Annotated in this window: 29 protein-coding genes; 15 read left to right on the plus strand and 14 right to left on the minus strand. The window is 74.4% G+C overall.

The window, feature by feature from the left end; genetic code table 11:
• Nucleotides 1-60: 60 nt before the first annotated feature.
• The 5 genes from FRAAL_RS16065 to FRAAL_RS16085 all read right to left on the minus strand — a co-directional run bounded on the left by FRAAL_RS16065 (nucleotide 61) and on the right by FRAAL_RS16085 (nucleotide 4278).
• Nucleotides 61-729 carry a DedA family protein gene (locus FRAAL_RS16065; protein WP_011604816.1) on the minus strand — a complete coding sequence of 223 codons (669 nt, stop codon included), beginning with the start codon at nucleotides 727-729 and terminating at the stop codon, nucleotides 61-63.
• Nucleotides 730-799: 70 nt separating this feature from the next.
• On the minus strand, nucleotides 800-1831 hold the full coding sequence (locus FRAAL_RS16070) for an undecaprenyl-diphosphate phosphatase (RefSeq protein ID WP_011604817.1): 1032 nt from the start codon (nucleotides 1829-1831) through the stop codon (nucleotides 800-802).
• Between the two features lie 106 nt (nucleotides 1832-1937).
• A complete protein-coding gene (locus tag FRAAL_RS16075; RefSeq protein WP_011604818.1) occupies nucleotides 1938-2405 on the minus strand; it encodes a hypothetical protein in 468 nt (155 codons plus the stop codon).
• A gap of 5 nt (nucleotides 2406-2410) precedes the next feature.
• A complete protein-coding gene (locus tag FRAAL_RS16080; RefSeq protein ID WP_011604819.1) occupies nucleotides 2411-3295 on the minus strand; it encodes an ABC transporter permease in 885 nt (294 codons plus the stop codon).
• Nucleotides 3292-4278 carry an ABC transporter ATP-binding protein gene (locus FRAAL_RS16085; RefSeq protein WP_011604820.1) on the minus strand — a complete coding sequence of 329 codons (987 nt, stop codon included), beginning with the start codon at nucleotides 4276-4278 and terminating at the stop codon, nucleotides 3292-3294. The genes FRAAL_RS16080 and FRAAL_RS16085 overlap by 4 nt, the downstream gene beginning before the upstream one ends.
• A gap of 176 nt (nucleotides 4279-4454) precedes the next feature.
• Here FRAAL_RS16085 and FRAAL_RS16090 point away from each other — a divergent pair, with 176 nt between their 5' ends.
• The 3 genes from FRAAL_RS16090 (at nucleotide 4455) to FRAAL_RS31730 (ending at nucleotide 6134) form a co-directional block, all read left to right on the plus strand.
• A complete protein-coding gene (locus FRAAL_RS16090; RefSeq protein WP_011604821.1) occupies nucleotides 4455-4877 on the plus strand; it encodes a BlaI/MecI/CopY family transcriptional regulator in 423 nt (140 codons plus the stop codon).
• Nucleotides 4874-5833, plus strand: coding sequence for a M56 family metallopeptidase (locus FRAAL_RS16095; RefSeq protein WP_011604822.1), 960 nt, complete (start codon nucleotides 4874-4876; stop codon nucleotides 5831-5833). Before FRAAL_RS16090 ends, FRAAL_RS16095 begins: the two co-directional genes overlap by 4 nt.
• 85 nt (nucleotides 5834-5918) lie before the next feature.
• Nucleotides 5919-6134: a hypothetical protein gene (locus FRAAL_RS31730; protein ID WP_011604823.1), complete on the plus strand. Its 216-nt coding sequence runs from the start codon at nucleotides 5919-5921 to the stop codon at nucleotides 6132-6134.
• Nucleotides 6135-6297: 163 nt separating this feature from the next.
• Here the strand turns inward: FRAAL_RS31730 and FRAAL_RS33770 are convergent, their stop codons facing one another.
• Nucleotides 6298-6438 carry a hypothetical protein gene (locus FRAAL_RS33770; protein WP_011604824.1) on the minus strand — a complete coding sequence of 47 codons (141 nt, stop codon included), beginning with the start codon at nucleotides 6436-6438 and terminating at the stop codon, nucleotides 6298-6300.
• A gap of 99 nt (nucleotides 6439-6537) precedes the next feature.
• On the opposite strand from FRAAL_RS33770, the gene FRAAL_RS16105 reads away from it, so the two are divergent.
• Nucleotides 6538-7344 (plus strand): methylenetetrahydrofolate reductase, encoded by an 807-nt coding sequence (locus tag FRAAL_RS16105; RefSeq protein WP_041939378.1) that lies wholly within the window; start codon nucleotides 6538-6540, stop codon nucleotides 7342-7344.
• Nucleotides 7345-7467: 123 nt separating this feature from the next.
• Here FRAAL_RS16105 and FRAAL_RS35855 read toward each other — a convergent pair whose 3' ends face one another.
• A complete protein-coding gene (locus tag FRAAL_RS35855; RefSeq protein WP_157734145.1) occupies nucleotides 7468-9021 on the minus strand; it encodes a hypothetical protein in 1554 nt (517 codons plus the stop codon).
• 335 nt (nucleotides 9022-9356) lie between these two features.
• Between FRAAL_RS35855 and FRAAL_RS16115 the strand changes: the two genes are divergently transcribed.
• The 7 genes from FRAAL_RS16115 (at nucleotide 9357) to FRAAL_RS16140 (ending at nucleotide 14758) form a co-directional block, all read left to right on the plus strand.
• Nucleotides 9357-10259: an NADP-dependent oxidoreductase gene (locus tag FRAAL_RS16115; protein WP_011604827.1), complete on the plus strand. Its 903-nt coding sequence runs from the start codon at nucleotides 9357-9359 to the stop codon at nucleotides 10257-10259.
• Between the two features lie 527 nt (nucleotides 10260-10786).
• Nucleotides 10787-11296: a GNAT family N-acetyltransferase gene (locus FRAAL_RS16120; protein ID WP_041939379.1), complete on the plus strand. Its 510-nt coding sequence runs from the start codon at nucleotides 10787-10789 to the stop codon at nucleotides 11294-11296.
• A 295-nt stretch (nucleotides 11297-11591) separates the two neighbouring features.
• Nucleotides 11592-11816, plus strand: coding sequence for a hypothetical protein (locus FRAAL_RS31735; RefSeq protein ID WP_157892115.1), 225 nt, complete (start codon nucleotides 11592-11594; stop codon nucleotides 11814-11816).
• Nucleotides 11817-12019: 203 nt separating this feature from the next.
• Complete coding sequence (locus FRAAL_RS30480; protein ID WP_193790314.1) at nucleotides 12020-12307, plus strand: hypothetical protein; 288 nt, start codon at nucleotides 12020-12022, stop codon at nucleotides 12305-12307.
• Between the two features lie 86 nt (nucleotides 12308-12393).
• Nucleotides 12394-13227 carry an SHOCT domain-containing protein gene (locus tag FRAAL_RS16130; protein WP_231861025.1) on the plus strand — a complete coding sequence of 278 codons (834 nt, stop codon included), beginning with the start codon at nucleotides 12394-12396 and terminating at the stop codon, nucleotides 13225-13227.
• Nucleotides 13142-13927 (plus strand): 2-phosphosulfolactate phosphatase, encoded by a 786-nt coding sequence (locus tag FRAAL_RS16135; RefSeq protein WP_011604832.1) that lies wholly within the window; start codon nucleotides 13142-13144, stop codon nucleotides 13925-13927. Before FRAAL_RS16130 ends, FRAAL_RS16135 begins: the two co-directional genes overlap by 86 nt.
• Nucleotides 13928-14068: 141 nt before the next feature.
• Nucleotides 14069-14758: a class I SAM-dependent methyltransferase gene (locus FRAAL_RS16140; protein ID WP_041939380.1), complete on the plus strand. Its 690-nt coding sequence runs from the start codon at nucleotides 14069-14071 to the stop codon at nucleotides 14756-14758.
• Between the two features lie 39 nt (nucleotides 14759-14797).
• Here the strand turns inward: FRAAL_RS16140 and FRAAL_RS16145 are convergent, their stop codons facing one another.
• Nucleotides 14798-15442, minus strand: coding sequence for a dihydrofolate reductase family protein (locus FRAAL_RS16145; protein WP_011604834.1), 645 nt, complete (start codon nucleotides 15440-15442; stop codon nucleotides 14798-14800).
• A 226-nt stretch (nucleotides 15443-15668) separates the two neighbouring features.
• On the opposite strand from FRAAL_RS16145, the gene FRAAL_RS16150 reads away from it, so the two are divergent.
• The 3 genes from FRAAL_RS16150 to FRAAL_RS16160 all read left to right on the plus strand — a co-directional run bounded on the left by FRAAL_RS16150 (nucleotide 15669) and on the right by FRAAL_RS16160 (nucleotide 19161).
• Complete coding sequence (locus FRAAL_RS16150) at nucleotides 15669-16496, plus strand: MerR family transcriptional regulator (protein ID WP_041940612.1); 828 nt, start codon at nucleotides 15669-15671, stop codon at nucleotides 16494-16496.
• 252 nt (nucleotides 16497-16748) lie between these two features.
• Complete coding sequence (locus tag FRAAL_RS16155; protein WP_011604836.1) at nucleotides 16749-17558, plus strand: class I SAM-dependent methyltransferase; 810 nt, start codon at nucleotides 16749-16751, stop codon at nucleotides 17556-17558.
• Between the two features lie 253 nt (nucleotides 17559-17811).
• Nucleotides 17812-19161, plus strand: coding sequence for an alpha/beta hydrolase family protein (locus FRAAL_RS16160; protein ID WP_011604838.1), 1350 nt, complete (start codon nucleotides 17812-17814; stop codon nucleotides 19159-19161).
• Here FRAAL_RS16160 and FRAAL_RS16165 read toward each other — a convergent pair.
• Complete coding sequence (locus FRAAL_RS16165) at nucleotides 19122-19958, minus strand: helix-turn-helix transcriptional regulator (RefSeq protein WP_157892116.1); 837 nt, start codon at nucleotides 19956-19958, stop codon at nucleotides 19122-19124. The genes FRAAL_RS16160 and FRAAL_RS16165 overlap by 40 nt on opposite strands.
• 26 nt (nucleotides 19959-19984) lie before the next feature.
• Here FRAAL_RS16165 and FRAAL_RS16170 point away from each other — a divergent pair, with 26 nt between their 5' ends.
• The gene (locus FRAAL_RS16170) at nucleotides 19985-20797 is read left to right on the plus strand and encodes a class I SAM-dependent methyltransferase (protein ID WP_011604840.1); all 813 of its coding nucleotides are present in this window, start codon (nucleotides 19985-19987) and stop codon (nucleotides 20795-20797) included.
• A gap of 222 nt (nucleotides 20798-21019) precedes the next feature.
• Here FRAAL_RS16170 and FRAAL_RS16175 read toward each other — a convergent pair whose 3' ends face one another.
• The 5 genes from FRAAL_RS16175 to FRAAL_RS16195 form a co-directional block, all read right to left on the minus strand.
• Nucleotides 21020-21685 carry a class I SAM-dependent methyltransferase gene (locus FRAAL_RS16175; protein WP_011604841.1) on the minus strand — a complete coding sequence of 222 codons (666 nt, stop codon included), beginning with the start codon at nucleotides 21683-21685 and terminating at the stop codon, nucleotides 21020-21022.
• 65 nt (nucleotides 21686-21750) lie between these two features.
• Entirely contained in the window at nucleotides 21751-22488 is a 738-nt protein-coding gene (locus FRAAL_RS16180; RefSeq protein WP_041939381.1) for a DUF4865 family protein, read from the minus strand.
• Between the two features lie 22 nt (nucleotides 22489-22510).
• Nucleotides 22511-23098: a TetR/AcrR family transcriptional regulator gene (locus FRAAL_RS16185; RefSeq protein WP_041939382.1), complete on the minus strand. Its 588-nt coding sequence runs from the start codon at nucleotides 23096-23098 to the stop codon at nucleotides 22511-22513.
• Between the two features lie 133 nt (nucleotides 23099-23231).
• On the minus strand, nucleotides 23232-24167 hold the full coding sequence (locus tag FRAAL_RS16190) for a sigma-70 family RNA polymerase sigma factor (protein WP_050997144.1): 936 nt from the start codon (nucleotides 24165-24167) through the stop codon (nucleotides 23232-23234).
• A gap of 123 nt (nucleotides 24168-24290) precedes the next feature.
• Nucleotides 24291-25121, minus strand: coding sequence for a DUF2599 domain-containing protein (locus FRAAL_RS16195; protein WP_231861027.1), 831 nt, complete (start codon nucleotides 25119-25121; stop codon nucleotides 24291-24293).
• Nucleotides 25122-25283: the final 162 nt, after the last annotated feature.

Below are 25283 nucleotides of genomic sequence, written 5' to 3' on the forward strand. Positions count from 1 at the left end.
GGAAGGCGGTGAATGTCTGGATGGCGGCGAGGGAAGGAAGGTGGTGCGTGGCCGGGCCGCTTACCGGTCCGGCGGGGGTGTGGGGGGGATGGGCGGGTCGGGGTTGGTGACGTGGCGGTGTCGGCGGTGGAGGTGCAGGCCGACCGCGACGGCGAGGATGAGGACGAGGAGGCCGGTGGAGGCCCATCCGGCGGCCTTCTCGATGCTGGCGTAGGAGGCGCCGGCGGCGTAGCCGAGCAGGGTGAACCCGACACCCCAGAGCAGGCCGCCGGCGGCGTTGAAGGCGAGGAATCGCCGGTAGGGCAGGTGGGACAGGCCCGCCAGTCCCGGCGTGACCGCGCGCAGGAACGCGGTGAACCGTCCGAGGAACACCGCTCGCCCGCCGTGGGCCCGCAGGTAGGCGAGAGCCCGGTCGAGGTCTGGGCGGCGGTCGCGTAGGAGTGGGAGGTTCAGGAGCCGTTCGCCGAAGTGCCGGCCGATCTCGTAGCCCACGGAGTCGCCGCTGATCGCGGCGACGACCACGACGGCGGCCATGCCGGTCAGGCTGACCGCCTGCTGGCTCGCCAGGACCCCTCCCAGGATGACGGCGGTCTCGCCGGGCAGCACGAACCCGACGAAGACCGCGGCCTCGGCGAACGCGAGAACCCCGACCAGGGCATAGGCCGTCGGTCCGTGCAGGACGAGCAGGTGGTGCAGCACCCCACCACCGGCCGCCGTAGGCGTGTTCATCGAGACCGGACCGATGGGGTGAGGGAAACCGACCGCTGGAACCGGGCCCCGGCTCTGCGGTCGGCATGAGCTAGGCGATGGCGAAACGTACGGTGCACAGCGCGCCCGTCAGCAGGCAGTAGATCGCGAAGGGGGTCAGGGTGCGGGTCTCGAAGTAGCGGACCAGGAAGCGGATGGACAGGTAGGCGGCGATGCCGGCGATCAGCGCGCCGAGGATGACCTGGCCGCGGATGCCGTCGCCGGCGGGGCCGGCCAGGGCGGGGAGCTTGAGCAGGCCGGCGGCGAGGATGACGGGGGTGGCGAGCAGGAAGGAGAAGCGGGCGGCGTCTTCGTGGTCGAGGCCACGTAGCAGGCCGGCGACCATGGTGATGCCGGAGCGGGAGATGCCGGCGAGCAGCGCCAGGGTCTGGAACAGGCCGATCACGCCGGCTTCCCGGTAGGCGAGCGTGTCGAGGCTGCGGTGCTCGGACACCACGAGGCCACCGCGGGGTGCGGTCGTGTGGCGGGCTGTCGCCCGGCCGCCCGGCGCGCTGGTGGTCTGCGTGGGGACGGTGGCTGGGGCGGGAACGGTGAGCGGGATGGTTGCCGGCTCGGCCCTGGCGCTGGCCTGGTGTGTGCCGGCGCGTTGTTCGCTGCGGCGGCGCAGCCGTTCTCCGGCGAGCAGGATCATTCCGTTGGCGGTCAGGAACAGTGCGGCGGCCAGCGGTTTGGCGAACAGGGTGCGGAAGGTGTGTTCCAACGCCAGGCCGATTATTCCGACGGGGACGGTCGCGGCCACGATCAGCCAGGCGAGCCGTTGCGCCGAGGTCTCGATGCGCCGTGTGCGCAGCGTGGTGAGGAAGGCCCGGATGACGCGGGCCCAGTCGGACCGGAAAAAAACCAGCAGGGCGACGGCGGTGGCAACGTGCAGCCCGACGACGAACGTCAGGTAGGGCGAGCCCTCGCTGTTGCCGGAGGCGTTTTCGGTCACCAGGTGCTGCCAGGAACCGCCGATCAGCGCCGGTATCAGCACCGAGTGGCCCAGGCTGGAGACCGGGAACAGTTCGGTGATTCCTTGGAGGAGTCCGATGACGCCCGCTTGCAGGTACGTCAGTTCATGCACGACCGTGTCTCCGCTCGTCGAAGTGGCTCGCCCGCCGGCCACTCGGTTGTCACAAGCACGCTCGGACGGGCGCCGTTCCGCGCGGGATTCCCGTCTCGGGTGGGGTTCAGGTGGTGTCGAAGCAGCCGTCGAACTCGAACACCGGGTTGATGACCTGTTTGCCGGCGACGCTCCGGATCATGATTGGTCCGACGATCTTGCTGGGGCCGCCGGCCTGGTAGCAGCCGTTGGAACGGACCTGGAGTTCGAACTTGCCGCTCTGGGTCTTGCCGGTGCCGTCGGTCCAGCCGACCTGGCAGATCCAGTCGCTGCCGGCGCCTTTGTCGTGGGATCCGGGGGTGCTGCGGTGGCAGGTGGGTCTGGCGGCGATGGCGGTCGGGGTGAGCCCGGGGTGGCCGAGCAGGGTCTGCTGTTGGACGTAGAGGTTGGCGAAGACGGGGCCGAGGGAGCCTTCGACGCGCGGTCGGGTGACGTCGGTGGCGCAGCCGGCGAGGGCGGCGGTCAGCGCGGTGGCGGCGCTGGCGGCGACGGCCGCGCGGAGCAGTCGGCCGGAGGCGAGGCGGTGCAGGCGCATGCGGGTCAGCCTCCGGTGATGTCGCGGCGGCGCAGCGCCGTGTAGGCGACGGCCAGACAGATGACGAGGTAGCCGACGCTGACGAACGTGCCGTCGCGCAGCGGTCCGTAGTACGGGTGCGCGGCGAACAGGCCGTGCCAGGCGTCGAAGGGGGTGACGAGCAGCAGGTGGCGGATGGTGTCGGCGCCGTTGAGGAAGGCGTAGAGCTGCATGAGCAGGCCGAGGATGATCGGTCCGACGATTCCGGCGGGGCTGCTGCGGGTGAGCACCGACAGCATGATCCCGAGGGCGGTGAAGCCGAGCAGGGGTGGCAGGGCGGTGGCCCAGGCGGCGAGGACCAGCCCGGCGGTGCGGCCCGGGGGCAGCAGGGTGCCGGACAGGCTTTCCAGTGGCTGGTGTCCGACGAGGAGCACGCCGGCGGTCAGGCAGCTCAGTGCGAGGACGGTGAGGACGGCGGTGGCGAAGGTGGCCGCGGCCAGGGACTTGGCCCAGAAGATCTGGGTGCGGCTGTGGGAACGGGTGAGGATCGTCTTCCAGGTGCCGTGCTGGTCCTCGCTGGCGAAGATGTCGCCGGCGACGAGGCTGGTGAGCAGCGGGAACACCCATTGGGCGGCGAAGCCGAGGATGAGCAGCGGCGTCGCGAAGCCGCTGGCGTGCACCCACCGGCCGTAGAGGGTGTCCTTCGGCAGGCGGTCCTGGCGGTCGAGGAGTACCACGAACACGAAGGGGGCGAGCAGGCAGACGGCGAGGGTGGCCCGGGTGCGGGCCTGGGCGGCGAGTTTGATGATCTCCCACCGGAAGGCGGTGATCACCCGGCCCCGGCCGACCGGCCGGGGGTGGACTGCCGCGGGCGGCACCGGGGCTGTCGCGGTGGTGGCTGGGGTGGTCACGAGGTCACTCCGGCGAGGGCATCCGGCGGGGTTTGGGCGGGCACGTCACGTCCGGCCGTCGGGTCGGTTTCGGTGAGCATGAAGAACAGCGACTCCAGCGGCGCGATCTCCAGGTGCAGGGCCCGGACCGCCACGCCGGCCTGGCCGAGCGCGAGGACGTAGGCGTCGGCGTCGGCCGGCTGGGCGCGCAGTGCCAGGCCGCCGTCCGGGTGGCCGGAGACGGCCACGGCCACGGCCGGATGGTCGGCGGCCAGGCGCAGTGCCTGGGCGTCGTCGCTGGTCACCAGCCGGTGGGACGGGTCCGGGGCCTGGGCGCGCAACTGGTCGATCGAGCCGTGGTAGACCACCCGGCCGGTGCGCATGATGGTGACGTTGTCGCAGATCTCCTCGACCTCGTCCATGTTGTGGCTGCTCAGCAGCACGGTCAGCCCCCCGGCGGCGAGCCTTGTGACCAGGGCACGCATGTCCCGGATGCCGGCGGGGTCCAGGCCGTTGGCCGGCTCGTCGAGAACGAGCAGCCGTGGGTCGCGCAGCAGCGACGCGGCGACCCCGAGCCGTTGGCGCATCCCGAACGAGTAGCCCCCGACCTTGTCACCCGCCCGACCGGCGAGGTCGACGACGTCGAGCACCTCGTCGATCCGGCTGTCCGCCCCGCCGCCGTCCAGGCCGGCGAGCAGGTTCAGGTTCCGCCGGCCGGACAGGTAGGGGTAGAACCTCGGACTCTCGATGAACCCGGCGACCCCGTCCAACATCGACGGTCCCGCCTCGGCCCAGGTCCGGCCGAAGACCCGCAACGTCCCCGCGTCCGGCCGGATCAGCCCGAACAGCATCCGCAGGAACGTCGTCTTCCCGGCGCCGTTCGGGCCGAGGATGCCGTACACCTCCCCGACATCCACCCGAAGATCCACCTGATCCACCGCGGTGAGACCACCGAACCGTTTGACCAGCCCGGTGGCCTCCACCGCCGGAACACCGACCGCCACACGCCCTCCCGTCGAACATCCACAATTCTACTACTCGATGAATAGTAGACCGTGGACACGGCGGGTGGCAGGGTCAGCACCGCCGAAGGGGGCGCCTCGACGGCCGCCACGGAGCCTTCGCGCGGCATGCTCGACCTCCAGACACCTTGTACTGTCAATCCAGTAGTAGCGAGGAGGTGAGAGCAGCGCGAAGACCCAGACGCGAACCGGGAGCACTCGAACGGGAGGTACTCGCCGCGATCGCGGCGGCCGGCCGACCGCTCACCCCGGCCGAAACGCTCGCCGAGCTCGGCGAACCACTGGCCTACACCACGGTGATGACGACCCTCGCTCGCCTGCACGACAAGGGCGCCCTGACCCGGACGCCCGCAGGCCGCTCTTACACCTACGCCCCTGCCGCCGACCCGGACACCCTCGACGCCGCGCTCACCGCCCGGCAGATGACCCGCCTGCTCGGCGCCGGCACCCACCGGGCCGAAACACTCGCCCGGTTCGTCGCGGATCTGCGACCGGAGGACGAACAGCTCCTCGCCGACCTCCTCGCCACCCACCAGCCGGACGCCGAGGCCGACAACATCGACGGCGGCCCCGGGCGATGACGGCCGTCGCGCTCGTCCCGTTCGTCACGAGCCTGCTGCTGGCCGCCGGCGGCGGCTGGCTCGGCCGGCGGCTCCCGCCCGCCGCCGCCACCCGGCTGCTCACCGCTGCCTGCCTGGTGACCGCGCTCGCCACCGGTTTCATCCTGTCGGTCGCAGCCTTCACCCTGCTCGCCCCGATGCCCATGCTCGCCGCGGTCGGGCACTGGTCGGCCACCGTCGTGCGCGGCCACGACCCGCTGCCCGTCACCGCCGGACTGCTGCCGGCCGCCGTTGTGGCCGGGCTGCTCGCCGCCGCCACCCGCCGGGCCGTCGGTGTCGGCCGGGATCTCGCCGCGGCCGAACTCACCTGCCGCCGGCTCGGACCCGCCCCCACCGGTCTCGTCGTCGTCGACGACGACCGGGCCGACGCCTACACCCTGCCCGGACTCACCGGCCGGATCGTGGTATCCACCGCGATGCTGCGCGCGCTGCCCCCGGACGAACGCCGCGTGCTTCTCGCCCACGAACACTCCCACCTGCGCCACCGCCACCACGCCTACACCCAGCTCGCCGACCTCGCCGCCGCCGCCAACCCACTGCTGCGGGCACCCGCCGCCGCCGTCCGGCTCGCCGTCGAACGCTGGGCCGACGAAGACGCCGCCGCGACCAGCGACAACCGCGTTGTCGCCGTCCGGGCCCTCGCCCGCGCCGGCCTCGCCCGCGCCCGCGCCGGCGCAGCGACCGTGCCGACCGCGGCGCTCGGCGCCGTGCATACCGACCTCGCCCATCGGGCACGGGCACTGCGGGAGCCACCGCCGAAACCGCGTCCTGTCCTGGCCCTCACGCTCACCGCGCTCATCCTGGCCACCGCAGCCGCCGCCCTCGACACCTCCCACGCGACCGAACGCCGGTTCGAGCGCGCGCAGGCGACGTTCGCGCACCAGACCCGACCTGTCTCAGGCCATCCTGACAGGTAGGGCGCGAGCCGAAGCGCGCGAACGCGGTACGCCCCTGCTGGTCCGCAACACGCGTAGCGTCGTACTGACCACGGCCGGTGCGGCTTTGGCGGAGTCCGCGCCGCCCGCGCTGGCGGCGCTGGACCGGGCATGGGACACCGCCCAGAGCGCGGCGGCCGGTGACCTGGGCACGCCGCGCATCGGATACAGCCTCAGCGCCGGGGCCGAGACGGCACCGGCCCTGGTGGACAGGCTGATTCGCGGCAACATCCGTGCCGTCGCCAAAACCCCGGCGGACGCGCTGCACTGGCTGTCGGACTGACGGGCAGCAGGTCAGGCCAGGCGAACTTCCCAGGTGGCGAGGCCGAAGACCTTGCGGCACTCCCACGCCCCGCACTCTGCGCAGGTCGTCATCACCTTCCCAGCTTCACCCCCTGGGCGGGACTGCGGCGTGGTGACACACGCGAGCGCACCGGAAGGCGCAGTCAGTCCAGGGCGTCGTCGTCCTCGTCCAGCTCGGGGGCGTCCGGGTCACCCAGCGGGCGCAGGCCCTGGCGCGGGGTGGAAGGGATGAAGCTGTAGCGGCCCAGGACGGTGAGGTTCTTGAACTTCAGCGGGGACGGCAATCCTCATCGCTGATCTCGTGGCCCTCGGCGCGCAGCCGGGCGCGGCGCACCGTGCGGTGTGGCTGTGGTCGGTGGATCGTGGCGTCCTATCCTGTCCGGATGCAGGATTCCACGGCGGGTCACGAGCGTCCGGCGCGCGGCTTCGAGCTGATCTGCGAGATCGAGCCGCCGACCCGGCCGGACCTGACCCACGCCCGCCACCAGATCGGCGTCCTGAGCCCCGTCACCGACGCGTTCCTGATCCCCGACAACCACATCGGACGAGCGACCGTGTCGAGCATCGCCGTCGCCCACGAGGTGCAGGCGATGGGGGGACGCAGCATCGCCTGCGTGAACTCCCGCGACCGTAACCTGCTCGGCTTCCGCCGCGACCTGCTCACCGCCGCGGCCTACGGCGTCGAGGAGTTCCTGTTCGTCCGCGGCGACAAACCCACCGCCGGGAACCGGACCAGCGACCTGACCGTGCGCGCGATGATGGACGAGGCCCGCGCGGCCAGCGAGGGTCCGGTCTTCGCGGACATGCCGGCGTTCCGGGTCGGCGCCGCGGCCGGCCTACGTCCACTGCCCGCGTGGAAACGAGCGGCCGACTTCCTGTTCGTACAGGTCAGCTACTCGGTGGACGCCCTGCTGCGCTGGCGCGACGCCCATCCGGTGGAACTGCCGGTCTACGCCGGCGTGATGGTCCTCGCGAGCGCCGGGATGGCCCGCCGCCTCGCCGCGACCATCCCCGACATCGACATCCCCGACGACCTCGTCCACGCGGTCGAACGGGACCAGGCGGCCGGGGTCGAGGCGGCCTGCGACCAGGTGCTACGGCTGCGCGACAGTGGCGCCTTCGCCGGTGTGCACCTCGTTCCGGTCAGCCGCTACCGCCAGGTCGCCACCCGACTTGAGGACCTTCTCTAACTCCCCGGGCCGTCTCTCGCAGGTCTTGTACCCCTACCGCCCGCGGACGACCTCTGGCGCTCAGCGGGTCCAGAGTGCGGGCCGAGCCTGCCGGCCGCTGGGTGCGGTGACGGCGGTGACGGCCTAGGTCCCGCGGGGGCCGGGGGTGCGCAGGGCGCGCAGTTCGGCGGCGAGGTCGTCGGCCTGGCGTTCGGCGCGTTCGGCGCGGGCGCGGGCCTCGGCGCGGGCCTCGCCGAGCACGGCGAGGCGTTCGGCGGCGGTGCGCCGTTCGGTGTCCAGGCGGGCCTCGGCCTCGGCGCGGATCCGCTCGGTCTCGGCGGCCGCGGCGGCGCGGGCGCGCTCGACGTCGGCGGCCGCCTCCGCGCGGATGCGGGTGATCTCCGCGGCCGTTTCGGCGCGTAGCCGGTCGAGGTCGGCGGTGGCCTCGGCGCGCAGGCGTTGGGTGTCGGCGTCGGCGGCCTGGCGCAGGCGCAGCGCTTCGGCGCGTTCGGCGCGGATGTCCTCGCGCAGCGCGTCGCGTTCGGCGCGCAGCTCGGTGCGCTGGCGGGCGTCGCGTTCGCCGTCGCGGCGCGCGGTGGCCAGGTCGGCCAGCGCCTGGTCGCGGGCGGCGGTGGCCTCGGCGAGGCGTGCCTCGGCGTCGGCGTGGGCCTCGGCGATGCGGGCGGTGGCGTCGCGGTGGGCGGCGTCGACGGCGGCCTGGGCCTGGGCGTCGGCGGCGGCCACCGCGGTGTCGGCGTCGGCGTGGGCGGCATCGGCGGCGGCGGTGGCGGCGCGCACGGCGGCGGCGGCCTCCTCGACGGCGTCGGCGCGGGCGGTCTCGGCGGCGCGCAGGCGCGCTTCGGCGTCGTCGAGGGCGGTGACGGCCTCGGCGGCGACCGCGTCGGCCTCGGCGCGGGCGGCGGTGGCGGCGCGGGCGTGCTGTTCGGCGCGCACCGCGCGGGCGACGGCCTCGGCGACGCGTTCGGCGGCGTCGGCCTCGGCGGCCTCGACCTGCGCCTCCGCGGCGGTGATGTCGCCGAGCAGCGCCATCTGGCGGCCGAAGGCCTCCAGGGTGGAGGTCAGTTCGCCGGCGAGGGCCTGCACCTGCCCGGCGAGCTCCTCGGCGCGGGCGCGCCCGGCGGCCAGGGGGCGGGGGATCGGCGCGGGCCGGGTGGTGCCGGTCGCCGGGGTGTTCGTCCCGGCGGGGCGGTGGGCCAGCTCGCGGCGGCGGCGGTAGGCGGCGAGGCGGTTGTGCGCCGGATCGTCGCAGTAGGCCGGCGGGCGCCCGGGGCCCTCGGCGGGGGCGGCCGGGCGCGTGCAACCTGGGTAGGCGCAGCGCGCCCCGCCTGCCGCGGCGGACGCCGGTGACGGCGCCTGCTCGGCCGCACCGTCCGCGGCGGCCGTGTCCGCGGCGGCACGGTCCCGGCTCACCCGGTCCGCGGCCACCCGGTCCGCGGCCACCTGGTGCACGGCGGCCATGTCCGCGGCCGCCGAGCCGGGGGCCGCGGCCGGGGTGCTCGGCCCGGCGGGGGAGGGGAGCTGCGGGGCCTCGGTGGCCGCGGGCGGCGCGCCCGGCTCCCCCTCGGACGCGGGCAGCTCGGGCGGTTCGACGGGCGGGCGGGGGGTCGGCGGTCGGAACGGCTCCTCGGGCTCGTCCGGCTCCTGGCGCTGCGCGGGGGGGCGGGGCACCCGACTCATCGCGATCCTCATCCCTCTCGTACCGTCATTTTCGTATCATCGCACACGATGAAACGTTAACCAGCATCGTTATACCACGGAACGGAACGACGATACGGGACGCCCGCCGTGTCCCGATTCTGACGCCCGATAACCCCCCCTTATCGGGCGTCAGGACCGAGGCCACCCGCAGGCCGCTCGCGGCGTGCGGGCGCGGTCAGCGCGGGTGATCGTGGCGTAGGTTCCGATGCATCGGAGTAAAAACGTGCTGCGGGTGCCGAGCGGACAGCCGGCCAGGAGCACGCGCACACGCGGTATCGGACGATCCGTCACTCCTTCCGTCGAAGGAGTGCGTCGTGAAGGCAGTACAGTTCAGCCGGTTCGGTGGCCCGGAGGTCCTTCGGATCGTCGATCTGCCCGACCCGCATCCCCGCGCCGCAGAGATACGCATCCGGGTCCGTGCCGCGGGGATCACCGCCGGCGACTGGAAGAAGCGTCAGGGCCTGATGGACGAGGAACTGCCGCAGACTCTGGGCTACGAGGCGGCGGGCATCGTCGACGAGATCGGCGACGATGTCTGCGGCGTCGCGGTGGGCGACCGGGTCTTCGGAGCGTCACCCTACGGCGCCGCCCAGGCGGAGCTGGCTGTGCTGTCCCCCTGGGCCCCCATCCCGTACTCGCTTGACTATGTGAGAGCAGCAGCGATCCCCGCCGCAGCCGAGACCGCAGCACGCTCCCTCGACCAGCTCGGCGTGACAGCGGGCAGCACCGTGCTCGTCAACGGGGCATCCGGCAGCGTCGGGAGTGCCGCTGTCCAGCTCGCCGTGGAGCGCGGCGCACGCGTCATCGGAGTGGGCAGCCCAGGCACGCACGACACGCTCCGTTCGCTCGGTGCCGAACCGGTGGCCTACGGCGAGGGGATGGCCGAACGAGTCCGGGCGATCACACCGTCAGGCGTCGACGTTGCGCTGGACGTCGCTGGCAGCGGTGTTCTTCCCGAGCTCGTCGAGCTCGCGGGCGCACCCGAGCACGTGATCACGGTCGCTGACTTCCGCGGCGCGCAGCAGACCGGCGTCCGCTTCAGCCGGGGCGACACCGGCCGCGCCACCTACGCGCTGGGGCAGGTTGCTCGCATGGCCGAAACAGGGCGATTCTCCGTCAAGATCGGCCGAACTTTCCCCTTGGCCGAGGTGGCCCAGGCGCACCGCGTCGGTCAGGCGGGGACCGTGCGCGGCAAACTCGTGCTATTCGTCGCCTGACCCTGTCGTGGCGCGTGGTCCGCCGATCGACAGCGCATCCATTGCCGAAGACCGGCGCTCGCACGAACGAGCCGATGGACGCCTGGCGCTGCGACAGCTGCCCGCCACCGCTGGAATTCCCGACGCGCGAGCGGCGTCGCATCAGTTCCGCCAGCCGAGTGTCGGACGAGAATCGTCCCTGCGTCCCTGCGTCCCTGAGTGCCTGCGTCACAGCCGTCCGTGTACTCCCTGGGGCGAGCGCCGCGGTCGCGCTGAGCGGCGCCTGCGCGGCTGCCTCCACGTGCATCGGCGCGAGGAAGCCCGCCGGAGCGGAGTGTGGGGAGAAGGGCCTCACGGCCACCGAGGCCGACATCGACGCCGTCTCGGTGGCTGTGCTTCGATCGTGTGGGAATGTCTCCGAACTGCGCTGCCAGGTGAAAGCGGGGGTTCGTCGTGGGTCGCCTGGGATCGGTCGGGACGCCGGGAGGGGCATCCGCCATGGCAGAACTGAGGATGGACCGGCCGGGCGGCAGTGTCAGGGGGGTCCGTTGACCCGGCTGCGGGTGCTGGTGGCCGACGACTGGCCGGTGTGGCGCGCGTTGAGGCTGGCCGCGTTGGCCGACGCACCGCACGCCTTCGGCTCCTCGCTCGCGGACTGGCAGGGACCCGGCGACACGCAGCGACGGTGGCGAGCGCGACTCGAGACGGTCGCCGTCAACATCGTCGCCGACCTCGACGACCGGCCGGCCGGCATGGTCAGCGGTGACCGGACCGGCGTCGACACCGTCGAGCTGACATCGCTGTGGGTGGCGCCGGCGGCCCGCGGCCGCGGGGTCGGCGAGCTGCTCGTCGCGGCCGTGGTCGAGTGGGCCGAGCGGGCGGGCGCCGACAAGGCCGTGTTGAGGGTCTACCCGAGCAACCTCCACGCGATCCTGCTCTACCAGCGCAGCGGGTTCACCCGGACCAGCGTGGCAGAGGCGGTCCCTGGCGATGACCGGCCGGAATGGGTGATGCAGCGACCGCTCGCCGGCCGGCGCATCCCGCGCGGCGACCAGTAAGACGACCCGGTCGCGGCGCAACGGCTCGAGGTCGCGCAGCGACCGCTCACGGCCGGGCGAGCGTCCCCGCGACCGGCGCCGTCCACGCCGGCCACCTCGCCGACTGTCCTGGAATCCCCGTATGGACGGCGACAATCAACGCTTTCCTGAAACCAGCATCCACAACAAAGTGTGCGGAACCGAGAGGACCCTGCTTCAAACCTCACAGCGCGTGCATCTGAAGGCACGTCGAACCGTTTTCTTGGAGGGCGATCGGGAACGACATCACGACTGTGGAGGAGAGACGGAGACGATTATGAGAAGAGTGCTGAGTCCTGGAGTTCTGATATTCGCGGTCTTCACGATCGTCCTGGCAGGTACTGCGGCGCAGGCCGGGCCACCCGGTGCTCCGGAGGGTAGCGATCAGCAGAGCGGGACCTGGAGCGGCGGCGGGCAGACCGGCGCCTGGAACAGCGGCCCGCAGGGCGGCGCCTGGAGCGGCGGCGGCGAGAGCGGCACCTGGAACACCGGTCGCGGGTAGGACGACTCACCGCCGTCAGCGTCGAACGGGCGAACTTTCGACACCAGGCGGTGAGCCGCGGCGGATTCCTGCGCTGTGGGTACCCGGGCGGCCCGAGCGCGGCGGCGCGCGGGCCGCCCGTTTCCGCGGATCACCAGCCGCGGGCCGCCGGCGGGCAGAAGCAGGGTCTGGCAGGGAGTACTCCCAGAAGTGCTACACCTGGCATGTGCAGCCGCGTACGTCTGGCTGAACGGCTGGGCCCTTTCGATGACCTCGGGATCGATGTCGACGGTGTCTTCGACGACCTGGTCGCCCGCGGATGGATGACGGAAGACGCTGGGACTCTGACGCTGACCGAGGCCGGAGAGGCCGGTCGGCTCCGGGCAGGGGAACGCAACGCACGCGCGTACGAACAGATGCAGGAGGGCGTCGGGACGGCCGAGTACGTGGCGGCGCTCAACGTTCCGAGGCGCGTGATCGCCAACCTGGGCGGCGACAGCGACCTTCCCTGAGGTCGGATCTCCCGGATGGCCGGCCGCCCTGGGATATCTGGCTGTTCTTTGCGGCGCGGGGGTCATTCTGTCCCTACGCTGCGGCTATGGGCGACGCCTGGGGCGGCACCATGCGCACGTTGACCAGCCAGGGCGAGCGGGCGGTTGCGGACCTTTGCGCCAGGTACGCGGTGAGCACCGACGCCGTGTACGCCCTGCTGGAGGCGGTCCGGCGGGGCAACGGCACCATGGCGCAGTTCTCCCACCCCGAGTTCGGCGGCGCCGGGCAGTGGATGGCGGGCGGCATGACCATGATCGGCGACATGGGCAACCACGGCCTGCAGGCGACGGTCAGCGGCCTCGCGAGCGAACTGGCCGCCCTGCTGGCCGCCACGCCGCTGTACGCGCCTGCGGCCGCGGCCGGTCCGGTGTCGGCGGGCGAACCCGGGTCGGTGCACCCGGCGAACCGCGGTATGGCCGAACCGGGTATCTGGTGGCCGGACGAGCTGGGGCGGCCCCGCGCGAGCGGCGGCCAGAACGACACCCGCTACGCGGTGTTCCCCCAGCTCAGGAGGCTGGCCGTGCAGAGCGGCGGCGGGCCCGTGCGCGTCTACGACACCCTTGACCACAGCATCGGCGGCGTGCACCAGCAGCAGGGCGCCGCGCCGGGCACGCTGTCGTTCACCAGCCAGCACGGGACCGTCACCGTCGACAGCCTGCCGATGGCGAGCCCGCCCCCCACGACGTCGCCCGGCGTCGAACCCCCTACCGGGCCGCCCGCGCCATCCACCGCACCCGTGTCACCCACCGCAAACGACCGCGAGCGGTTCACACACAGGCGGACAGGAGTAGGGCGTGACGGGTGTGGGCGAGCAGCGGCCGTTTCGGGTGCGCTTCGGCTGGGGTGGGGAGGACCTGGCCGTTCTCGCACCGGACAGTGACACCGTCGTGATCGTCGACGTGCTGCGGTTCACAACGGCGGTCAGCGTCGCGGTCAGCCGCGGCGCGCAGGTGCTGCCGTGGCGATGGCGCGACGCCGCCGCCGTGTCCCTCGCCGCGCAGCAGGGGGCGGTGCTCGCCGGCCGGCGCGAGGATCCGACCAGCCCGTGGTCGCTGTCACCGGCTGCCCTCGCCCGCATCCCGGCGGGCACGCGCCTCGTGTTGCCCTCACCCAACGGCGCCACGCTGTCGGCTGCGGTGGCCGACAGCGGCGCGGCCCCCGTCGCCGGCTGCCTGCGCAACGCGGCGGCGGTGGGCACCGTGCTCGCGGCCGACCTCGCCGCCGGCCGGAGCGTCGTGGTGATCGCCGCCGGCGAACGGTGGCCGGACCCGGACGGACGCGAGCACCGCGGTCCGCTGCGTCCCGCCGTCGAGGACCTGCTCGGCGCCGGTGCGATCATCGCCCGCACCGTCGAGGCGGGCGCCCTGCCCCGAGCACGGCTCTCCCCGGAGGCGCGCGCCGCCCTGGCCGCCTTCCGTGCGGCCGAACCCGAGCTGCACGACGAGCTGCGCGCGTCCGTGTCCGGACGGGAGCTGCTGGCGCTGGGCTGGGACGACGACGTCGCCAGCGCCGCGCAGCTCGACGCCGACGCGGTCGTTCCCGTGCTGCGCGACGGCGCGTTCACCGCCCTCGGCGGGTGACCGGCCGCGGCGGGGCGGCGGGCGCGGGCATGACCGACCGGGGCCGACCGGAGCCGACCGGGGCCGACCGGGACGAGCTGCGCGACCGACCGCCACGAAAACGCGATGACAGGGCACCACACTGCATGGTCGAGTGGTCGCATGCGAGCCCGTTACGACGACTTCGCCGACTGGTATGACGGTTTCGTGACCGGGGGAGCGGGCCAACCGGTCGCCCGATCGGCCGACCGTCTGCTGGCCCGGCTGCTCGGTCCCGGCCGCGGCCGGCTCTGCCTCGACCTCGGCTGCGGCGGCGGGGCGCACGCCCCCGCGCTCGGCGCCCTGGGCTGGCGGGTGATCGGCGTCGACGTCTCCGCGCGCCAGGTCGACCTCGCCCGCCGCCGGGGCCTCAGCGCCGTCGTCGCCGGCGCCGAGGGGCTCCCGCTCGCCGACCGGTCCCTCGACGCCGTCGCCACGATCATGACCACCACCGACGTCGACGACCTGCAACCGATGTTCACCGAAGCCCACCGGGTGCTGCGCCCGGGTGGACGCCTGGTGGTCGTCGCCGCGCACCCGTGCTTCGGCGGCGTCTTCGTCGAACGCGACGACCACGGCTGCTGCACCGTCCATCCCGGCTACCGCGACCACCGGCGCGTCGCCGAACACCCGCTGCTCGGCGACGGGATCCGCTCCCGTGTCGGGGTGGTCAACGTCCCCCTGCCGGTGCTGCTCAACGCGCTGACGGGCGCCGGGCTCGTCCTGCGGGAGACCGCCGAGGACGATGGCGACCATCCCGTCCCGAACCTGCTCGCGCTGGCCGCCACCCGGGCGGACCCCGGCGGCGTGTGAGCGCGCAGGCCCACCCGGCGCGGGCGGCGTCAGTCGGCGTCAGTCGTCGCGCCCGACACCGCGATCGGGGGCGGTCATGTCTCCCGTGGCGGGCGTGCCGTCGGCAAGCCCGTAGCGCAGGAACACGATGCCCTTCGGACTGGCCACCGGCGGTTCGAGGAGGGTGAGGTTCGTGGGCACCGCGCCACCGTCGAACACCTTCTTGCCCACGCCGAGCACGACCGGGTGCAGCCACAGGTCGAGACGGTCGAAGAGCTTCTCGCGCAGGAGGGTCTGCACCAGGTTCAGGCTCCCGACGACCTTCACCTGCTCGTGCCGGTCACGGATCTCGCGCACCGCGCCGGCCAGATCCGGGCCGAGCTGCGTGGACCCGGCCCACGACAGGGTGGGCCTGCCACGCGAAGCCACGTACTTCGGGACGTCGTTGAACAGTGTGGCGATCTCGTTGTCCTCGCCGCCCTCCTGCTGCGGCCAGTAGGCGGCGAAGATGTCATACGTCCGTCGGCCGAGCAGGAGGGCGTCCGTGCCCTCGTACGCGGCAGCGACCTGCGCCCCGCTGACCTCGTCCAGCAGGGGCGCCTGCCAGCCGCCGAACGGGAACCCCACCGGATCCTCCTGCGGGCCGCCGGGCGCCTGCCCGACAAGATCGAGGGTTGCGAACAGCTCGACGTGGATGAGGCCCATGCCCTGCTCCCGATGCGTTGGTGCTCCCGATGCGCTGGTGGTCCCGCTGCGCTGGTGGTCCCGCTGCGCTGGTGGTGTCCCGTCGCAAGATAGACCCGCCGGCCGGCCCCGGCGGACTCCTCGCCGCGACGGCCCTCGGCGTCCGGTCGGCGCTCGCGTCGTCCAGGGGTTGCGGTCGCCGACGGTTGACCCTGACACGGTGGCAGGCCGTAGACCGGTGGGTGTCATGTTGAACATCGGAGCCTTCGCCCGCCGCGGGCTCGTGTCGGTCCGCATGCTGCGGCACTACGACGCGATCGGACTGCTGCGGCCCGCCCACGTCGACCCGGTCAGCGGCTACCGCTTCTACCGGGCCGACCAGCTCGCCAGGCTCAACCGGATCATCGCCCTGAAGGACCTCGGTCTCACCCTGGTGCAGGTGCGGGCGATCCTCGACGAGCAGGTGGGCGTCGCCGAACTGCGCGGCATGCTGCGACTGCGCCAGGCCGAGCTCGCCGCCACGATCGCGGCCGACACCGCACGGCTGGCCCGGGTGCACGCGAGGCTCCGCGCGATCGAAGGCGAGGGACACATGCCCACCGACGACGTTCTCATCAAGCGCCTGACCGCGGTCCGGGTCGCGGAACTGGTCGCCACCGCCGCCAGCTACGCCCCCGAGGACGTCGGACCGGTCGTCAGCGCCCTGTTCGACGACCTGGTCGACCGGCTGGCCCGCGCCGGGGTGACGCCGACCGGACCCGCCGTCGCCTACTACACCGACGCCGCCCAGGGTGCCGGCACGATCAGCGTCCACGCGGCCCTGCCGGTCGCGGCCGGGCCCGACTCCCACCCGGACCTCACGTTCGTGGACCTGCCCGAGGTTCCCGCCGCGGCCACCCTCGTCCACCGCGGGTCGATGGACGAGGTGGCTCCCTGCGGTCAGGCCCTGGCCGCGTGGATCGACGCCCACGGCTACCAGGCCGTCGGCTACCCCCGCGAGCTCTACCTCGCCTGCCCCCCGCACGCCCCCGAGCGGTGGGTCACCGAACTGCAGGAGCCGATCCTGAAGAAATGACCCCATGCTGACGCTGACCCGACGCCGACCCGGTGATCCGGGCCGGAACCCGCCCCTGACGCGCTGCGTTGCGGCAGAGTTTCTCCCCGTGAGCTCCTTCGACCGGTGCGACCCGTGCCGTCGCGCGCGTCCCCGACCCGACGACACCCGACCCGACGACACCCGACCCGACGACACCCGACCCGATCGCGCCTGTGCGCCCCGGCCCGCAGACGCGGCGGTACGCGCGAGGGCAGCGGCGGGGGCGCGGCGATGACCGACACCGCGCCCCCGCCGCGGCGCTACGCCGACGACGTGCTCGGCGGCCCGACCGACACCGAACGTGCCCGCCTGGCCGCCATGGCCGCGGTCTGCGACCCGACGACGATCCGCGTCCTGGACGAACGCGGCGTCGGCGTCGGCTGGCGATGCCTGGAGGTGGGCGCCGGCGGGGGCTCGATCGCGGCCTGGCTCGCCGACCGCGTCACCGGGGCCGGCCATGTGGTCGCCACCGACGTCGACATCCGCCACCTCGACGTCCTCGCCGGCCCGGACCTGACGGTCCTGCGTCACGACGTCACCCGCGACCCCGCACCCGCGGGCGGACCGTTCGACCTCATCCACGCCCGGTTCGTCCTGGAACACCTTCCCGACCGCGAGTACGTCCTGGACCGCCTGCGGGACTGGCTGCAACCCGGCGGCGTCCTCGTCGTCGAGTCGATCGTGAAGTTCCCCCTCGACTCCTCACCGCACCCGGCGTTCCGCCGGGCCATGCACAGCATCGACGAGGCGCTGGCGAGGACCATCGGCACCGACTCCGCCTGGGCGCGCGGGTTTCCCGCCCCGCTGCAGGCCCGCGGTCTGGTCGACGTCGGGGTGAGCGTGCACCTGCCGACCACGGGCGGTGCGGGTGCCTCCGCCCAGTGCTGGGCGCTGACCCTGACCCGGCTGCGCCCGCACATCCGCGAGCTGGGCCTCGCCGACGACGACACCCTCGACGAGGCCCTGGCCGCCCTCGCGGACCCGGCGTTCTTCGACCTGTCCTTCGCCACGGCCATCGCCTGGGGCCGCGCCCCCGGCTAGCACGGCGCCTCGAAGGCCCGCGCTCGAAGGCCCGTGCGGCCCGTGCGAGGGGTGCCCTGCCGCTACCAGCCTCCGCCCGGCCTTCCTGGCCCCCGCGGCGGCCCGCGAGAGTCGGAGAAGGCGTTCGGCGGCCGTCGAGCGCACCTCGTGTCGTGGGAGACGGCCATCAGTGGACCCCTCGCCGCCGGGTGTCGCCAGGCGGACTACCCGGGGTGCACGGTGGGCGACCAGTGCACCACCTAGAGTGCGAGTAGTGAGGGAAATCTTCCGCGCGGCGTGTCTCGCCGTAGCGACTCTACTGCTCCCCGTCGCCGGCACTGCCGCGGCGGCCGGCCCCCCGCCGGCCCCACCGGCCCTGTCGCCCACGCAGGGCCCGGGGACGGTGGCGGCGCTGGCCCTGCCCCGGCCCACCGGGCCTCTCGCGGTCGGCCGGGACACGCTGCACCTGGTCGACCAGCACCGGCGCGACCCGTGGGTGCCCACCGTCGCCCGCGAGCTGATGGTCGACATCTACTACCCGGCGCGGCCCGCCACCGGCACCCCGGCCCGCTACGCCACGGCCGAGGAGATCCGCGCCTACCTGGCCGCACTCGGCCTGGCCGACGCCCTGCCCGTGCAGGCGCTGGCCGACACGCGCATCGCCAGCCGTGCCGGGGCGCTCCCGCTGCCCGGACGCCGGCCGCTGGTGCTGCTGTCCCCGGGCCTGGGGGTGGGGCGCCGCTCGCTGACCGGGCTCGCCGAGGACCTCGCCAGCCGCGGTCTGGTCGCCGCGACCGTCGACCACGCCTACGAGTCGGTCGCCACGGTGTTCCCCGGCGGGCGCACGCTGACCTGCGTGGCGTGCGACCGGATGCGCACCGACGCCGACTTCGCCGCCGCGAGCCGCGGGCGCGCCGCCGACCTGTCCTTCGTCCTGGACAGCCTCACCGGGGCGCACCCGGCGTGGCGCGACGCGGCCGTCATCGACCCGGCGCGCGTCGCCGCGGTCGGGCACTCCCTCGGCGGGTCGGCGGCGGCGTCGCTGCTGCTGCACGACCGGCGGGTGCGCGCCGGGGTCGACCTGGACGGCACCCTCGGTGAACCGCTCGGCGCCGGCGGGTTCGGCGGGCGGGCGTTTCTGCTGTTCGGCGCGACAGCGGACCACCCCGGCGCCACCCCGGCGGCAGGGGACGGCGCGGCGAAGAACCCCGCCGCGGCAGCCGGAGACGGCGCCTCGCGGGGAGGCGGCGCGGTGAAGGCAGACGGCGCAGCGCAGGAGGACGACGATCCGACCTGGGCGCAGGCGTGGGCGCACCTGGGCCCGCCGCGGCTGTGGCTCGACGTCGACGGCGCCGACCACTTCAGCTTCACCGACGATCCCGTCCTCGCCGACCAGATCCCGTTGCCCGCCGCGGTGCCCCCGGCGCCGGCGCCGGCGGGGGCGCTGACCGGACGGCAGGCGTTGGCGATCACCCGCGCCTACGTCGGGGCGTTCGTCGAACGGTGGCTGTGCGGGCGGGCGCAGCCGCTGCTCGACGCGCCGAGCCGGGCCTTCCCGCAGGTACGTGTCGTCGGCCGGGACCCTCAGCCCGGCCCCGGCGCCGGCGTCACCCGCCGGCGGTAGGCGGTCGGGGTGTCGCCGGTGTGCTGACGGAAGGCACGGGTGAAGGCGCTGGCGCTGTCGAACCCGACGGCGATCGCGATGTCGAGCACGGTGGGCCCGGGTTCGCTCAGCAGCGCCGCCGCCCGGGCCATCCGGCTGTGCAGCAGGTACTCGCGCCAGGTCAGTCCGGTGGAGGCGACGAACCGCCGGCGCAGGGTGCGTTCGGAGACGCCCACCGCCCGGCACACCGCGCCGATGGTGGCGACCTGCGGGTGGCCCTCGGCGTGGCGCATGGCCGCGGCGACGATCGGGTCGCTGCTGGTCGGCAGGCACAGCGGGGTGGCGTTGTCGAGTCCTTCGACGAGCAGACCGGACAGGGCGGTGAAGAAGGTGTCGGCGAGCGGGTCACCGCCGCGGCGGCCGATCGGCCAGCGCACCGCGTGCAGGATCATCTCGCGGATCGGGGCCGCCGCGGCCAGGATCCGGGCGCGGTCGGGGGCGAGGCCCATCATCTGCGGGTCCAGGAACACCGACACCGTGCGGACCCGGTGCAGGGTCGTGCGGTGGGCCAGGCCCGCCGGGATCCACAGGGCGTGCCGCGGTGGGAGCAGGTGGTGGGTGGCGGCGGTCTCGACCTCGACGGTGCCCTGCCAGGCGTACTCGATCTGGTCGAGGTCGTGGACGTGCCAGCCGGAGCTGACCTGTTCGCCGTCATAGGCGTAGGTGCCGGCCCGGATCCGGTCGGCCGCCGCCGGATCCGTCATCGCGACGATGGCCGCAACGGGCGGATTGTCGACCGGTCGCGCACAGACGGTCATACCGGATCACACTACAAATAAGCGTTATGGATGCGACCGATCACGATGCGACCGATCACGATGCGGCCGATCACGATGCGACCGTGCGCCGCTCCTTCGCCCGCCAGACCCGACTGTTCACCGGGGACGACGCGCTGTTCGCCGAGCGTCGCACTCCGCCGCTGCCCTGGCTGGAATCCCTCGACCCGGACATGATCATCCTCGATGTCGCCTGCGGCGGCGGGCACGTCGCCGCCGCGGCCGCACCGCGGGTGCGTCAGGTCGTCGGCGTGGACCTGACGCCGACGATGCTGGGACTGGCCGCCGACCGCGTGCGCACCGCCGGCCTCACCAACGTGCTGCTCCAGCGGGGCCACGCCACCGCGCTGCCGTTCCTCGACGCCTCCTTCGACCTGGTCGTCTGCCGCGCCGCGCTGCACCACTTCGCCGAGCCGGGCGCCGCGATCGCCGAGATGGCCCGGGTCTGCCGGCCCGGCGGGCGGGTGGCCGTCGCCGACATGGTCCCCCCGGACGCGCGGCTGCGTGGGCCCTTCGACGAGCTGCACCGCACGATCGACCCGTCCCACGCCGGTGTCCTGCTCGCCGACGAGCTCGCCGCGCTGGTGCGCGCCGTGGTCGGACCGCTCACCCGGCACGACACCGAGACGCCCGCGCCGTTCGCGGTGGCGCAGATGCTGACCGACGCCGGCGACCGGGACGGCGCCCTGGCCGTCCTCGCCGCCGAACTCGACGGCGGGCCGGCCACCGGCTTTGCTCCCCGGCGCGTCGACGGGCACATCCACGTCCAGATCCCCGCGGCCACCGTCGTGGCGACCCGCCGGCAGGAGGAGCCGAGCTGACCGGCCAACCGGGCTGGCCGATCAACCGGGCTGGCCGGCCAACCGGGCTGGCTCGGATGCTGTTCGCCGAAGGCGCCGGCCGGTAGCCCGAGGTCCGCCGCGAGGCCCGCCGGACCCGCCGGCCAGGGCGTGGCCGACCGGCCAGGGCGTGGCCGACCGGCCAGGGCGTGGCCGACCGGCCCAGGGGATGTCCGAGCAGTCCGGGGGGACGCCCGAGCGGTCTCAGGGGGCCGGCGGGCGGTGGGCGAGCAGGACGGCGCTGGGGAGCCGTTCGGTCGCGTCGGGTGCACGCAGCAGCCGGGCGGACTCGACGAACCCGGCCGGGCGCAGCAGCGCGGCGATCGCCTCCGGGGGCCAGCGGTGCGACGGGGTGACCTGGTGCGGATGCGGCTGGGGTGCGTCGGCGCCGGTGTCGGCGGCCTGGAAGCCCAGCAGTAGGTGGCCGCCGGGAGCGAGCACCCGGGCGAACTCGGCGAACAGCGCCGGCACCCGCACCGGCGGAGTGTGGATGATCGAATACCAGGCGACGATGCCGCCCAGGACACCGTCGGCAAGCGCGAGGCGGTGCATGTTTCCCACTGCGAAGCGCAGCCCGGGCCGGTCACGGCGAGCCAGCCTGATCATCTGCGGGGACAGGTCGACGCCGAAGGCGTCCACGCCGAGCTCGCACAGGTGCGCGGTGACGTGGCCGGGGCCGCAGCCGAGGTCGGCGACGACGGCGGGTGCGCCGGTGGCCGTGCTGCGGGCGAGGACGAGTTCGGCGAACGCGCCGAGCAGCGCGCGGTCCAGCGGGCGGTGGGCCAGCACGCCGCTGAACAACTGCGCATACCGTTCGGCGACGCCGTCGTAGGCGTCGCGGGTGGCACGCAACTCCGGTTCGTTCCCCACAGCCGATGATCATAGTGTGGCGGGTGGCGTCGCCGATCCCGGGCGGGGGTGGCGGCCGGCGGCGGCTACCAGCCGCGGCCGCGGAGCGGCGGTGCCGAGCCCGGCGCGGACACGTGCAGCACCTCGTAGCGCTCGGTGGCCTCGACGTCGCCGGCCGCGGCCGCGGCGTCGGCCCACAGCACGAACCGGGTCAGCTCCCAGCGGCGGGGATCCAGGGTGAGTGCGGCGGTGTGGACGCCGGGGCGGTCGGCCAGAGCCGCGAGGGCGTCGATCTCGCGGGCGACGTGCGCGGCGAGCCCCAGGCCCGAGCCTTCGCCGCTCGCGTCGGCGTCGGCGGGCAGGACGCCGACCCGACGCGAGGCCGCGCTCGGCGCCACGGCCGAGGCGACCGCGTCCCGGAGGACGGCCGGCCCGGTTTCCGATGCCCGGTCGGCCCCCGAGGCCCGACCGGCCCCCGACGCCGGGCCGGTTTCCGACGCCGGGCCGGTTTCCGACGCCGGGCCGGTGACGGCGGCCAGGACGGTGCCGTGGGCGACCGCCGGGCGGCCGAACGAGCGGATGATCCGGTCGAAGCCGCCGCCGCCGACGAGGAAGCCGCCCATCGCCCCGGCGTCGTGCCACAGGTAGAACGGCGCGTACTGGTTCACCGCGGCACCCGCGACGCCGCGCTCGCGGATCGCGTACGCCTTCAGGGCAAGCCCGGCCCGGTCGTCGAGCGCGTGGCCGTTGTCGGCGACCCGACGCCGGATGATCGCCATGTCGTAGTCGGCGGGCAGGGTGATCTCGTACTGCATCGCGTACATGTCGGCGTCCTCGTCCTGGTCGCTAGTCGGCGGGTCCGAGGGGTCCGGCGGGTGCGGCGTGGGCGGCGAGCAGGGCGAGCAGACCGTCGACGGCCTGGGCGAACGGCACACCGCTGCCGGCGGCACGGGCGAGCACGTACCCGCCCTGCAGCACCGCGACGATCGTGGCGGCCGTGACCGCCGCGTCGAGCCCGACGAGCTCGCCGGCGGCCACCCCCTCGGCGAGCACATCGCCCAGGCGGGCGCGCAGCCAGGTGAACGTCTGCTCGACCGGGCGGCGCAGCTCGGCGTCGGCCATCACGTCGGGGTCCTGGGTGAGCCGGCCGACCGGGCAGCCGCGCAGCACGTCACGCTCGCGGCGCAGGTAGGCCTCGACGCGGGCGAGCGCCGGGGCGTCGGCGCCGAGCTGGGCGTCGGCCGCCGCCCGCAGCTCGGCGGCGGTCCGCTCGATCGCCGCCCGAGCCAGCGCCGCCTTGCCGTCGAAGTGGTGGTACATGCTGCCCTGACCGACCCCGGCGTGCGCCTGGATCGCCCGCGGGCTCGTGCCCACGTACCCACGTTCCCACAGCAGCACCCGGGTGCTCTCGACCAGCCGCTCCGCCGCGTCCACCCCACCACTGTACATACCAGTAGGTACAGGAGAGGTTTCCCTGCTCTTCCAGAGGCTTTCGTGTCCGTTTCGTCCCTCTGGATAGGCAGGGAGATGGGTCGGAGCGCGGGCGCGGGCGGGGGCCGCGGCGGGCTCAGGCGGGCAGGTCGAGGTCCAGGGTGCGCAGGCGGTCGGGGTCGGCGAGGATGTCGATCTCGGTGATGCGACCGCCGCTGATCGTGAAGCCCATGACGGCGAACGGCCGCCCGGCGTTCATCGTCACCAGCCCGGCGGTGCCGTTGACCAACGCCGGACGGGCGGCGCGACCGAAGCGGCGAAACGACAGCGCCCGGGCGGCGACGGCGTGCGCCCCGCGGGTCGACCCGGAGCCCGCGGCCCCCATCCCCGCGGCGCCCCGGTCGGCGCGCAGCACGACGTCGGGGTCGAGCACGGCGACGAGCGCGTCGAAGTCCCCGCCACGGGCGGCGGCGAGGAAGGCGTCGACGACGGCGCGCTGGCGGACCAGGTCCACCTCGGAGGTGGCGGGCGCGCCCTGCACCCGGCGCCGGGCCCGGCTGGCGAGCTGGCGGGTCGCCGCCGGGGAGCGCCCGACGATCGGGGCGATGTCGTCGAAGGGGACGGCGAACATGTCGTGCAGGACGAACGCGAGCCGTTCGGCCGGCCCGAGGGTCTCCAGGACGACGAGCAGGGCCAGGCCGACCGCGTCGGCGATCAGCGCCTGCTGGGCGGGGTCGACGCCGTCGGCGTGGCTGACGACCGGGTCGGGTAGGCGGACGACGTCGTCGAGGGGGTCCTCGCGGCGCGCGGTGCGCGAGCGCAGCATGTCCAGGCACACCCGCCCCACGACGGTCGTCAGCCAGCCGCCGAGGTTGGTCACGGCGTCGCTGTCGGCGCGGCTCAGCCGCAGCCACGCCTCCTGCACGGCGTCGTCGGCCTCGGTCAGCGAGCCGAGCATGCGGTAGGCGACCGCCCGCAGCTGGCCGCGGTGTGCCTCGAACCGGGCCGCGAGCAGCTCCTGGGCGCCGCCGCGTTCCTGCTCGTCGGCGCCGTCCCGCCTCCGCTCGTCCATGATCGTCCTCCGTCGTCGCGGTGTCGCGGTGTCGCAACCCTGACGGATCACCCGCCGCCGATGTGACGCCCCGGCGGGCTCCCGGCGGCGCGCCGTGGCACGGCGGGCCGGTGGACGCGCGGGTCAGGCGTGCTCGCCGGCGCCGGTGTGCCGGGGTGCGACGCCGTCGGGCCGGTAGACGCGGGCGGGCGGGCCGGCGGGGTCGGTACCCAGGGTGTTGCCGCAGCGGGTGGAGATCCACGTCGACATCGAGTTCGGGCGCATCAGCGGCCGCCAGCTCTCCAGGTCGTAGGTGTCGCCGGTGGCGTAACCCCGGCCGCCGCCCAGCGCGGGGATCAGGGCCAGGTCCTGATGGCAGGTCAGTTGGGCGTGCAGGCTGTCGGTGACGTCGCGGCCGAGGGCGGGCAGCGTGGTCACGCAGCCGCCGATGGCCGTCCAGATCGCGTCGGTGGCCTCGCGGCGCTCGGCGTGGCGGGCGGCGGAGGTGGGCCGCACCGAGATCCGCAGCCGGCCGTCGGCCCACTGCTCGACGACGATCTCCTCGACGTAGCGGCTGGCCCCGCAGTACGGCGTCGTCGCGGCAGGCGCCGCGGCGGCGGGCCGCGTCGGGGCCGCGGCAGCCGCGGGGGTGGACGGCGCGGGGGTGGACGGCGCGGGAGTGGTGGCCGCCGGGGCGGGGCGGGCCGCGGCGTCCGCACGGGTGGGGCCGTCGGCGCCGGCGCCGGAATGGCAGCCGGCGAGCAGCCCGATCACCATGATCCCGGCCACGGCGATGATCACCGGCGTGTGCAGCCTCCGACGCCGCACGAGGCGTCCCGGGTGGCCTCGCACGGGGCGTCCCGGCCGATGGCCCGCGCGGGTGGCCGGGCGGGTGGCCGGGCGGCGGTGCGGGGTCGGCGGGACGCAGGTGGCGGGCCGCACGGCGCCGCGGGCGGAGGAGGTCGGCGTCTGCACGGGCAGAAGGGTAGGTCCGGGCGGGGCCGCGGGGCGCGACCGACCCCGCCGCTCGGATCGGCGGGTGCCGCGCCGGGGCCAGGGCGGGGGTGATGTCCGCTGTGGGGGGTGGGGAGACATGGGGGTGGGGAGGCATGGGGGGTGGGGAGGCGCGGGGGGCGC

This window comes from Frankia alni ACN14a, from assembly GCF_000058485.1.
GTDB classification, from domain to species: Bacteria; Actinomycetota; Actinomycetes; order Frankiales; family Frankiaceae; genus Frankia; species Frankia alni.

Coding starts and splice junctions, on each gene's coding strand:
- FRAAL_RS16145 (WP_011604834.1), bottom strand. CDS start 15,442: ATGGGCCTCATCCACGTCGAGCTGTTCGCAACCCTCGATCTTGTCGGG.
- FRAAL_RS30480 (WP_193790314.1), top strand. CDS start 12,020: ATGTGCAGCCGCGTACGTCTGGCTGAACGGCTGGGCCCTTTCGATGAC.
- FRAAL_RS16165 (WP_157892116.1), bottom strand. CDS start 19,958: ATGACCGTCTGTGCGCGACCGGTCGACAATCCGCCCGTTGCGGCCATC.
- FRAAL_RS16075 (WP_011604818.1), bottom strand. CDS start 2,405: ATGCGCCTGCACCGCCTCGCCTCCGGCCGACTGCTCCGCGCGGCCGTC.
- FRAAL_RS16095 (WP_011604822.1), top strand. CDS start 4,874: ATGACGGCCGTCGCGCTCGTCCCGTTCGTCACGAGCCTGCTGCTGGCC.
- FRAAL_RS35855 (WP_157734145.1), bottom strand. CDS start 9,021: ATGAGTCGGGTGCCCCGCCCCCCCGCGCAGCGCCAGGAGCCGGACGAG.
- FRAAL_RS16140 (WP_041939380.1), top strand. CDS start 14,069: ATGCGAGCCCGTTACGACGACTTCGCCGACTGGTATGACGGTTTCGTG.
- FRAAL_RS16155 (WP_011604836.1), top strand. CDS start 16,749: ATGACCGACACCGCGCCCCCGCCGCGGCGCTACGCCGACGACGTGCTC.
- FRAAL_RS16180 (WP_041939381.1), bottom strand. CDS start 22,488: ATGTACGCGATGCAGTACGAGATCACCCTGCCCGCCGACTACGACATG.
- FRAAL_RS16190 (WP_050997144.1), bottom strand. CDS start 24,167: ATGGACGAGCGGAGGCGGGACGGCGCCGACGAGCAGGAACGCGGCGGC.
- FRAAL_RS16105 (WP_041939378.1), top strand. CDS start 6,538: ATGCAGGATTCCACGGCGGGTCACGAGCGTCCGGCGCGCGGCTTCGAG.
- FRAAL_RS16170 (WP_011604840.1), top strand. CDS start 19,985: ATGGATGCGACCGATCACGATGCGACCGATCACGATGCGGCCGATCAC.
- FRAAL_RS16130 (WP_231861025.1), top strand. CDS start 12,394: ATGGGCGACGCCTGGGGCGGCACCATGCGCACGTTGACCAGCCAGGGC.
- FRAAL_RS31735 (WP_157892115.1), top strand. CDS start 11,592: ATGAGAAGAGTGCTGAGTCCTGGAGTTCTGATATTCGCGGTCTTCACG.
- FRAAL_RS16150 (WP_041940612.1), top strand. CDS start 15,669: ATGTTGAACATCGGAGCCTTCGCCCGCCGCGGGCTCGTGTCGGTCCGC.
- FRAAL_RS16065 (WP_011604816.1), bottom strand. CDS start 729: ATGAACACGCCTACGGCGGCCGGTGGTGGGGTGCTGCACCACCTGCTC.